Raw genomic sequence first — 8,769 nt, 5'->3', positions numbered from 1 at the left:
ATATTTCATCTAGCGCATAGCCGCGATTGTTCCAAGCTTCGTGTTTATCTGGTTTAAATTTCAGTGCTTGGTCGTAGGATGCGATCGCTTCTTCAGTGCGTCCTAAATCATCTAGCGCATAGCCGCGATTGTTCCAAGCTTCGTGTTTATCTGGTTTAATTTTCAGTGCTTGGTCGTAGGATGCGATCGCTTCTTCAGTGCGTCCTAAATCATCTAGCGCATAGCCGCGATTGTACCAAGCTTCGTGGTAATCTGGTTTAATTTTCAGTGCTTGGTCGTAGGATGCGATCGCTTCTTCAGTGCGTCCTAAATTTCTTAGCGCATTGCCGCGATTGTACCAAGCTTGGTGGTAATCTGGTTTAATTTTCAGTGCTTGGTCGTAGGATGCGATCGCTTCTTCAGTGCGTCCTAAATTTCTTAGCGCATTGCCGCGATTGTTCCAAGCTTCGTGTTTATCTGGTTTAATTTTCAGTGCTTGGTCGTAGGATGCGATCGCTTCTTCAGTGCGTCCTAAATCATCTAGCGCATAGCCGCGATTGTACCAAGCTTCGTGGTAATCTGGTTTAATTTTCAGTGCTTGGTCGTAGGATGCGATCGCTTCTTCTAAGCGTCCTAAATTGCCTAGCGCAATGCCCCGATTGTACCAAGCTTTGTGGTAATCTGGTTGAATTTTCAGTGCTTGGTCGTAGGATGCGATCGCTTCTTCTAAGCGTCCTAAATTGCCTAGCGCAATGCCCCGATTGTACCAAGCTTTGTGGTAATCTGGTTGAATTTTCAGTGCTTGGTCGTAGGATGCGATCGCTTTTGTATAATCTTGTCCACTAGAATGCAAATTTCCCAGTTCAAACAGTAATTCTGCTTGGCTACTAGTTACTTGATGATTTTCTGCAAGTAATTCCTGAATTTCTAGTATTTTTTGAGTTCTTTCTTCTGGTGTTAGCGTGAGATATTTTTCATAGTCTCCATCCTGGAGTATACGTGATGATTCCTGCTTGAGAGTTTCTGCATCTATAGGAAAGTCAAACAACCCCGAACGCCAGTCAAAGAAGTCTGGGGCGCGTTGAATAAAATATTTAATAGCAAATAGAGGTAGAAAGAAAACAAAACAAATATTAAAGCTATCTCTGAAACGTTCTCGCTGTTGATTTAGGTTAATTAAAACAGGCGGTACACTCTTCCAACTATATGAATAAATATCTCTACTATTCCAACCTATCAAGGTTTTAGACTCTTCATATTCATAAAATGAATACTCTAAACCTGTAATAAATAAAATATCTATCTGCTCTTTATTATCTAATTTGTCTATGATTTCATATAAATTACTAACAGCTTGCTTTAATCGCAAAACTTCAATAGTTTTATCGGTAATATCTTCTTTAACTTTGCCAATTAACTGCTCACCTTCAGCCGGAGAACAACGGGCAAATAACAAGCCAAAGCCTTCTGTAAACTTAAGAGTACGGACTAATGCTTGATATTCTTCTGGTTCCGGTGGTAAATCTTTATCCCAATCAGTCAGTTCCAGTTTCATCAAGCTGTGTCTCACTAGGGTTCAAATCATTAAAAGCATCCTGAAATTCTTTAATTCCTTTAATTAAGGGATGAATATCATACCAACATTGAATTTGTTCTTTATCATCACGGTAGCGATATTCCAAAATACAGCGATTGAATAATAAGTTACGGTGTTGTTCATCATTTACTATTTGTTTAGAATGATGAACTTTGGCTAGTGCTTGCCATTCATCCGCATAAACTGTATTTCTGTAGACAATTCTAGTTTCGCTAATTGACCGTTGTAAAGCTCTCGTCGAAATAGGTAGATTATCAGTATATTTAATTGCTGACTTCATTAATAATAGCAAATTCCGTACATGACCTCCACTCATTAAGCATAGCTGCTGTAAAGCTTCCGGCTGCTGAAACATATCTGAAATAGAAAGTTTAGGATCAATCTGACTAACCCGCTTTTGCAACAATTCCTGGACTTTATTAATTCCTCGTTGATAACTTTCATTTTTAGGAGTTTGCACCATAATCATTGGTAAAACTTGAGCATCACTACCATAGATATCTCGTAAATCTGTAGCGCGGTTAGAGTACACCAATGAAATCGGTACTGTATAAATTAGATGACAATTTAAAGCTTTGAGTTGTTCGCTACGGTCTAAAAAAATATGTTCATGATTGCTGCGTCCATCTTCCTGGACTATAGGTACAATCCGATCTAGGTTATCAGCGATGACTACTAATTGAGAATATTGTGAAGGTAAGCGCTTTTTTGCATCTTCAATAAATTGATTCAAAGCCAAAATCAAAGTTTGGGTGTGGGGGTTAACTCGATCGCGGATTTTGTGGCGGAGACTGGGTTCGGTTCTCAATTTTGCTGTGATTTTGGCAAAAAGAGGAATTTCCTTCTCTACCTCCAGACCTTCTAAAGATACGTCAGGTAGCAAATCTTTTAAATCATCCCAGCGGCTTTTCAACCATGACACCAAAGGTTCACGATTAGCATCTTTTAATGCTTCTAATAAACGTCGTGTACAGGCAAGGAGAATATCTGTATACTGGGCATCTTCTGGCTCGATATCTTCTTCATCGGCGGCAAAATAGACAACAAAGCAACCTTGATCGTTTAAATTTTTCTGAAGACGCAGCAATTCTGTTGACTTACCTGCACCCCGATGACCAGCATAAAGTTGACAAGTCTTTCTGTCTGACAACAAAATCTCATTACCCACCTCTACCAAAATGTCGCCATCTCCTCGCACCTCCTGACAATTGACATAAGCTGCATCTCCTGCGGGCAAGGGACGAAATGGGTCAAAAACGTTGTATATCTTTTTTAAAGTTGCAAAATCCTGAGCCATAGGTAGAATTTACCAGTTTAGTGTGATGATAACGCAAGTTTACGCGGGGACTGGGGATTGGGTAATCAGCAGCCCTAAAATTCATTAGTGAAGTTCTGATACTCGTTGACTAGTATCAAAGACTCATTAATGAAGCTCAAAGACTCATTAACGAGTATCAAAGACTCATTAATGAAGCTCAAAGACTCATTAACGAGTATTAAAGACTCATCCATTAATGAAGCTCAAAGACTCATTCACGAGTATCAAAGACTCATTAATGAAGCTCAAAGACTCATTCACGAGTATCAAAGACTCATTAATGAAGCTCAAAGACTCATTCACGAGTATCAAAGACTCATTAATGAAGCTCAAAGACTCATTCACGAGTATCAAAGACTCGTCGGCGAGTATCAAAGACTCATTCAGGACTTACGCAGCAATGATTGGTCATTGCGAACGAAACGCAGTGTAGTGAAGCAATCCCAGTCTTGATGAGATTGCTTCGCAACGCTTGCAATGACGGAAATACGTTACCTTTGCGTAAGTCCTGTCATTAACAAAGACACTAACAGGGAAGGAAAAAATCTTTACTTCTTTGTTATTACACAAGAAAAGCCGGAGTTAAAGTTTTTCGCCACCGATTCACCAATTTTTGCAATTCCCCCGACAACCAGCCATCAAACTGGGGATATACTGGTAAACGCGCCATCAACTCCCACCCCGCAGGCTGTAAAATTTCTCTCAATGCCTGTTCCTGAACATGAGGATAATCGGGATTTACCTCATCTTTTGGCCCAATTCCACCCAAGTCTCGCGCACCAGCTTCGATACAAGCGAGTAACCATAGGTCATCTTTAACTAAATTGGGCGGAATTTGAATAGTAATATCTGGCGGTAAAATCTGACGCGCCTTAAAAATTACTTCTGGTAACTGATGAGGGTTAAAAGGTGGTGCATCAAAGGTTTGCTGATGTCCTGGACTATGAGGTTGCAGGATAACTTCTTGAATGTGATGGTAACGTTGGTGCATGTCAGATATAGCTTCCAAGGTTTCCCACCAATCATTTACAGTTTCCCCAATTCCCAACAGTAACCCCGTTGTAAAGGGAATTTGCAACTCTCCCGCCCATTGCAATTGTTGTAAACGAACTTCTGGTAATTTACTCGGTGCGTGCCGATGTACACTATTTAACAATGTTGGCGTTAACTGTTCCAACATCAGCCCCATCGAAACATTTACACGCTTAAGGTTTTGCATTTCCTCAAAACTCAGGGGGCCTGCATTTGTATGCGGTAAAAACCCCATTGAAAACGCTAACTCGCACAAATCATAAATCCGCCCAAACCACGCCTGACGCCTTGGCGAATGGGGATGCACTTCACCACTGAGGATGAGGATTTCACAGACATTTTGGCTTTGAAGTGGCTTTAAAATACTTTCTGCATTTGAAATACTCATCCAGGGACTTTTACCCGGTTCGCTGCGAAAGTTGCAGTAACTACAGCGATTAAAGCACTCGTAAGTAGGAACGATTGTATAAGCAGGGCTGTAGGTAACAAGACGAGAATTATTAATTGGCATAAGCAGGATAATCTATTAGTTAAAAGAATGTCTTGTTCAAACTATATAGATTACTGGGTGACTGTTGCTGCCATTTGCCATGATATTAGATAAACAATAACTATTTTGCTTTGTAAATTTCTGGTAACTGCCACCAACAAACATTGGGATATTGGTGATGTTCTTCGTGGTAGCCAAAATGATAGCATGTGATAAATGACCACCAAATAGGACGGCTAATTGTTTGGGCACAATGAGGCTGTACATAACCTCCCATTGGTTCACTATGAGGTAAAAAAGTCCCGAAATAGAATAATTGTAATGAACTTAAAAGCGAGGGTAGCACCCAAAAGTAAGTTAGATTATCAGTTGGTATATGGAGTATGTATTTAGCAAAGTTATAAATAATAGTCAACGCAATTATTTGTCCCCAACTCCAGTAACCTTTCATAAAATGAAAATACCAAGCAAAGAAATTTTGGTGTTTACCATTATGAAAATCCGGGTCTATTTTACTTGCGGGATTGTGGTGGTGTAACCAATGTTTTTTCAGGAGTTTTTGATATGGCAAAAGACCATAAAGAGATAAGGTCAATGTTCCAATAAAATGATTAATCTTGGGATTTTGGGGAAATACTACCCCATGCATGGCATCATGAGATGTAATAAATAATCCTGTATATAAAAATGTCTGCCAAAGTATAACAGGCAATAACATCCAAAATTTCAGCTTGGAGATGTCAAGTGAAAGTAATATACTCAGGCTAATAACCCATGCGCTAACAATGACAATAGCAATGAAAAGCCCTTTAAACTGAGATTTACTTTTCACTACTGGAGTCCGTTTTGTTTGATGACTGGGTGGTTGTTCTAACTGGATCACGCTTTTACTCCGCCTAGCATTCAGGTGAAAATTTCAAAAATAAAATATAGTCATGACAAAAACAACTAACCGAGAAAATCTGTTAGTGGTCAATTTTTTGCACTGGCCAATGCCACTGCTGGAAAATATATAGAAATATTAAGATACTTTAACTAGTATTACACAAGCAACTGCTATTCTAAAAACTGTTTTCGGTTAAAAGGTTGGGTGATATGAGTGGGGACACTGTTGAACCTGGTATTTACAATAACCAGCGTCTTATCTTTGATCCTTTGTTAACAGTCTGTAACAAAGACAGTCAATATTAACGGGGAGTATAGGAAATGAGTGCGGGTACATACTGCACTAGGCTGTAGCCGTTCCCAAGGTAGGTAAACTAGAAAACCAATCATACCTAAGCGATCGCTCCAAAATTCAGGCTGAGGAGTTAGCACAAGTTCAGCAGCATTGCAATTTTTGCCATTGTATGCACTTTCAGTTTGATCACTAACATAAATTGCCATTATTAAGTTAATTTAAGAAGTTCATTACATTATTCATATTACTTAACTTAGCAATTTGACGCTATCTGTCTCTAGTTTCAAAGTAGAAGCAACTCTAAAGAATGAGATTTTAAGGAGTTTAGCAAACATTTATCTAACAAAAGTTCAATAATAGCTTTTACTAGCCTATAAAGCAGAGGTATTTTTACGAAACAACTGCTAATTAGAACTTGTAATATCATTAAAAAAATATTTTGGATATGAGAAAAAATCTAACAAAAGTTAGAAGGTTTCTGGAGTGTTATTAACCAGACGAATAAACAGTAAATAGGTTTTTCAAACTTAAAGTATGACTCCTACGGTACTGATTACAGGTGCGATGCTTGGTTGGGCGAATTTATCGCAAGCTTTGTATCGCTTGTTCCCTGGTTTAATAAAGTGGGTTTCCCGGCAAGGGTTAAAAAATCAGGCTAATTAATTTTTGCTACCAGCACATTCTGCTATTGCGACTCACATTCTCGTTTCGTTACATAGTGGCGATAGCGAAACATAGCTTCTAGTTGTACTTGCACTAACCAACCACTGACAAATTCAACTGTTCCTCCACCAGGCATAGAAAAGGAAATAGCATCAGTCAGCCTAGTTTTGCCAGCTTCCGGTTCAAATTCATGTCGATGTACCCAAGATTCAAAGGGGCCAGATATCTGTTCGTCGGTAAATAGGCGATATTTTTCACATTCAGTATGACGCGCTAACCAAGTTAAGGGTAATGGGCCGAGAAACAGGCGAAATTCTGTGATAGCGCCCACGTTCAGTCCCCCCTCACGACGAACCACTTGGACTGGCTGCCAAGGTGGATTCAGCAGTTGCAAAATATCTGCCCTTTCGTGAAATTTCCAAACTACTTCTGGTGGGGCATTAATTACTGAGGAATGTTTAAAGTGCAGCATGGAAAGAAAAACCTAAAATTCAACTTTCGGATTCTGTATCAATCTCGATATCTAGGGTATCTTCATCAACCCGCACATACAAAATATTTGGGTTACAGCAAACTTGACAATCTTCAACGTAGGATTGCTGTCCTCCAGCACTCAAGTCAATAAAAGTTAAGTTCGGTTCGCCGCAATAGGCGCAGTAATACTCGGCTGTGTTTTGCATCAAGTTTTCAGCTAGGAATTCAATGGCTGTAGTTCCTTGGGGGATGGGTTGATATAACTCTTTGCATCAGCCAAATGCTTTAGTAGTGTAGACTGTGGCAGAGGCCCCTGCAAGTGGCTCCAAGGTAATACTTGTTCTGTTGACCATTCGGCGTGGACGTAGAAATCTAAATCGGGGATTTGTCCTTTGAGTTGTTTGAAAGCACGTTTGTAGCTACCCAAAGAGTCGCCAAAGTCACGAGTAAGTTGCAGGAGTTGGGACACTCTGCGATCGCCTCTCGATAACAAAGCCTGTATAATCGACCAATTATAGCTTTCTGGGCGAAATTCTATCCCTTGTGGTTTTAGCTGTTTTTGCAAAAACTGCAACCGCTTTTCGGCTTGACGATTCACCCCAAACCATTGAAACGGTGTGTGTGCTTTGGGTACAAAGGTGCTGCATCCGTATGTTAAGCGCAATCCCGGCGCAGCTTTTTTGATATTACGCATCATCGCCACAGTTTGTTCTAAATCCTCTGCTTCTTCACCGGGAATTCCTGCCATTCCGTAGAGTTTCAAGCTTTTTAATCCGCCAGCGTTGGCATTTATCGCCGCTTGGATAATTTCGTCGTTATGCAGCTTTTTGTTGATGATTTGGCGGATTTTTTCGGAACCACTCTCTACTGCAATGGTAAGCGATCGCGTGTCTCGTTTCGCCAAAGTTTCTGCTAGCTGCACTGTTACGGTATTGGTTCGCACTGATGCAATACTGAGACGGACATCATCGTACTTTGGCTGACTAATATAATCCAGCAAAGTCTCAAATTCTGGGTGCTGAGTTACAGAAGCCCCCAATAATCCTAGCCGATTTGTGACTTCTAAACCTCTTTCAATGGCAGGAATTAATGAACTTTCAAGACTGGCTGTTCTAAAAGGCAGTGTGAGATAACTCGCCAAACAAAAGCGGCACATTTCCGGACAACTTCTCACCACTTCCACCATGTAAATATTTTCCCAGGCGGCTTTTTCGGTGACTACAGTCGATGCAGATAGAGTATTTCCTCTGTAAGTTTGCTTTTGCACCACTGCGGGAATTTCTGGAGAAATTGGTTTAATTGACTTTACTGCACCATCTATGCTGTGATATTCGACTTCATACAAACTGGGTACATAAATTCCTGGGATTTGTGCAAGTCTTTTTAGTTGAGTTTGTCTAGAAGCATTTCTAACTTCTTTGTACGCCTCAATGAAATTTCCCAGGAGGTTTTCGCCATCTCCTAGTAAAATTACATCAAAAAAAGCTGCAAAAGGTTCGGGATTCGCTGTGAGAACGGGCCCACCACCAAAAATTATCGGATGAGAATCATCACGAGAAGTTGCCAGAATGGGAATTTCTAAAGATTCCAGCAAATTTAAAATATTCACATAATCCAGTTCCCAGGATATTGAAAATCCGACTATTTCCGGGGTTCTGGGGAGTTGTTCGTGAGTGTCTGTAAACAGGCGACTCACCTGCACATCATCACGCATTGCCAAAGTTGCCCAAACTACCTGATAGCCCAGGCTAGTGATACCTACGCTGTACTCATTGGGAAAGGCAAAAATGATGGGGATAGCGTCGGTGTCTGGGGTGGCGGGGGTGAAAAGGAGGCGTTCAGAAGTAAATACAGATGATGTCACAGGTGTTTTTTAGGGGTGTTTGAATAATACAGTCTCATAGAATTCGCGCCTATAGAGGCAAAAACCACTTTTCCTTCTCTTTTCTACGAGATGATATGCGAACGTGGGTTTGATTTTAGTCCGCGCAGGCTGATGAGAGTTTGTGTAGCCGCGATTTCTAGCCGCCAGGGCT

General features: G+C 40.5%; 11 protein-coding genes. 1 reads left to right on the top strand and 10 read right to left on the bottom strand.

Going from position 1 to position 8,769, the window contains the following annotated elements; all coding sequences use genetic code 11:
* From LC586_RS23110 to LC586_RS23080, 7 genes are all read right to left on the bottom strand, one after another.
* Positions 1-1,534 (bottom strand): tetratricopeptide repeat protein (locus LC586_RS23110; protein ID WP_229487000.1); only part of this gene is annotated, 1,534 nt, incomplete at its 3' end.
* Entirely contained in the window at positions 1,515-2,873 is a 1,359-nt protein-coding gene (locus tag LC586_RS23105) for a P-loop NTPase family protein (protein ID WP_229486999.1), read from the bottom strand. The genes LC586_RS23105 and LC586_RS23110, both read right to left, overlap by 20 nt.
* A gap of 74 nt (positions 2,874-2,947) precedes the next feature.
* Positions 2,948-3,088 (bottom strand): hypothetical protein, encoded by a 141-nt coding sequence (locus tag LC586_RS23100; RefSeq protein WP_229486998.1) that lies wholly within the window; start codon positions 3,086-3,088, stop codon positions 2,948-2,950.
* Complete coding sequence (locus LC586_RS23095; RefSeq protein WP_229486997.1) at positions 3,081-3,269, bottom strand: hypothetical protein; 189 nt, start codon at positions 3,267-3,269, stop codon at positions 3,081-3,083. Before LC586_RS23095 ends, LC586_RS23100 begins: the two co-directional genes overlap by 8 nt.
* A 187-nt stretch (positions 3,270-3,456) precedes the next feature.
* On the bottom strand, positions 3,457-4,437 hold the full coding sequence (cofG, locus tag LC586_RS23090) for a 7,8-didemethyl-8-hydroxy-5-deazariboflavin synthase subunit CofG (protein ID WP_229486996.1): 981 nt from the start codon (positions 4,435-4,437) through the stop codon (positions 3,457-3,459).
* A gap of 100 nt (positions 4,438-4,537) precedes the next feature.
* Positions 4,538-5,299: a beta-carotene ketolase CrtW gene (crtW, locus tag LC586_RS23085; protein WP_229486995.1), complete on the bottom strand. Its 762-nt coding sequence runs from the start codon at positions 5,297-5,299 to the stop codon at positions 4,538-4,540.
* Between the two features lie 275 nt (positions 5,300-5,574).
* Entirely contained in the window at positions 5,575-5,802 is a 228-nt protein-coding gene (locus tag LC586_RS23080) for a hypothetical protein (RefSeq protein WP_306423281.1), read from the bottom strand.
* A gap of 328 nt (positions 5,803-6,130) precedes the next feature.
* Here LC586_RS23080 and LC586_RS40785 point away from each other — a divergent pair, with 328 nt between their 5' ends.
* Positions 6,131-6,259, top strand: a complete 129-nt coding sequence (locus tag LC586_RS40785) for a hypothetical protein (protein ID WP_267921717.1) — start codon at positions 6,131-6,133, stop codon at positions 6,257-6,259.
* Between the two features lie 22 nt (positions 6,260-6,281).
* Here LC586_RS40785 and LC586_RS23075 read toward each other — a convergent pair whose 3' ends face one another.
* The 3 genes from LC586_RS23075 to LC586_RS23065 are packed head-to-tail and all read right to left on the bottom strand — an operon-like array spanning position 6,282 to position 8,597.
* Positions 6,282-6,731, bottom strand: a complete 450-nt coding sequence (locus LC586_RS23075) for an SRPBCC family protein (RefSeq protein ID WP_100900693.1) — start codon at positions 6,729-6,731, stop codon at positions 6,282-6,284.
* 19 nt (positions 6,732-6,750) lie between these two features.
* Positions 6,751-6,939, bottom strand: a complete 189-nt coding sequence (locus LC586_RS23070; protein ID WP_012411100.1) for a CPXCG motif-containing cysteine-rich protein — start codon at positions 6,937-6,939, stop codon at positions 6,751-6,753.
* Between the two features lie 11 nt (positions 6,940-6,950).
* On the bottom strand, positions 6,951-8,597 hold the full coding sequence (locus tag LC586_RS23065; protein ID WP_229486994.1) for a B12-binding domain-containing radical SAM protein: 1,647 nt from the start codon (positions 8,595-8,597) through the stop codon (positions 6,951-6,953).
* Positions 8,598-8,769 lie beyond the last annotated feature (172 nt).

The organism is Nostoc favosum CHAB5714, assembly GCF_020829495.1.
In the GTDB taxonomy this organism is placed as follows: Bacteria; Cyanobacteriota; Cyanobacteriia; order Cyanobacteriales; family Nostocaceae; genus Nostoc; species Nostoc favosum.
The sequence above is the reverse complement of the archived record's forward strand: the minus strand, read 5'-3'. Positions and strand labels throughout refer to the sequence as shown.

Coding starts and splice junctions, on each gene's coding strand:
- LC586_RS23105 (WP_229486999.1), bottom strand. CDS start 2,873: ATGGCTCAGGATTTTGCAACTTTAAAAAAGATATACAACGTTTTTGAC.
- LC586_RS23100 (WP_229486998.1), bottom strand. CDS start 3,088: ATGGATGAGTCTTTAATACTCGTTAATGAGTCTTTGAGCTTCATTAAT.
- cofG (WP_229486996.1), bottom strand. CDS start 4,437: ATGCCAATTAATAATTCTCGTCTTGTTACCTACAGCCCTGCTTATACA.
- LC586_RS23080 (WP_306423281.1), bottom strand. CDS start 5,802: ATGGCAATTTATGTTAGTGATCAAACTGAAAGTGCATACAATGGCAAA.
- LC586_RS40785 (WP_267921717.1), top strand. CDS start 6,131: ATGACTCCTACGGTACTGATTACAGGTGCGATGCTTGGTTGGGCGAAT.
- LC586_RS23075 (WP_100900693.1), bottom strand. CDS start 6,731: ATGCTGCACTTTAAACATTCCTCAGTAATTAATGCCCCACCAGAAGTA.
- LC586_RS23070 (WP_012411100.1), bottom strand. CDS start 6,939: ATGCAAAACACAGCCGAGTATTACTGCGCCTATTGCGGCGAACCGAAC.